The 662-nt window shown below is 56.9% G+C and carries 1 protein-coding gene; it reads right to left on the bottom strand.

Annotated elements, in window-relative coordinates; translation table 11 throughout:
* The coding region (locus tag QP971_RS11280) for an IS3 family transposase (RefSeq protein WP_284821791.1) at positions 1 to 662 on the bottom strand (662 nt) is incomplete at both ends.

Below are 662 nucleotides of genomic sequence, written 5' to 3'. Positions count from 1 at the left end.
CGAAGGCTTCTCCGTGGTACATCTCGGTTTTCAGGTGGCCGAAGAAGTTCTCCATGACCGCGTTGTCGTAGCAGTTGCCTTTGCGTGACATCGATTGGACTCCCTGGTGCTGGCTAATCAGGGTGCGCCATGATGAGTGCTTGTATTGGAATCCTTGATCGGTGTGGATCATCCAGCCCGGCTCTGGAGCACACGCTTTGATCGCCTGCGCCAACGAAGCCGAGGTAAACGCCGTAGACGGCGATGTGGCCACTGTGTGGGCGACGATTGAGCGGTCGAACAGGTCCATCACCGGTGAGAGATACACCTTGCGGCCAGCGACTTTGAACTCGGTGACGTCGCTGACGAAGACAGTGTTGAGCCTATCGGGGGTGAAGTTGCGCTCGAGTGTGTTCTCAGCGATGTAGCTGATTGTGCCAGTGTAGGAGATGTAGGGCCTGCGCTGGCGGATCTTGGCTTTCAAGCCCATGGCGCGCATGAGCTTGTAGACAAGTTTGTGGTTGACCACCCAGCCCTGGCTACGCAGGTCGAGCAGTACCCGCCGGTAGCCGTAGCGGTGTTTGTTGCGCTGAAAACTGTCCCGGATCGCTTGTTTGAGCTCGGCATGTTTATCCGGTGCGGTGAGTCGTTTTTGGTGGTAGAAGAATGTCGAGCGTGCCATG

The sequence above is a fragment of the Corynebacterium marquesiae genome (assembly GCF_030229635.1).
Classification (GTDB): domain Bacteria; phylum Actinomycetota; class Actinomycetes; order Mycobacteriales; family Mycobacteriaceae; genus Corynebacterium; species Corynebacterium marquesiae.
This window is presented reverse-complemented; position numbering and strand designations above follow the sequence as displayed.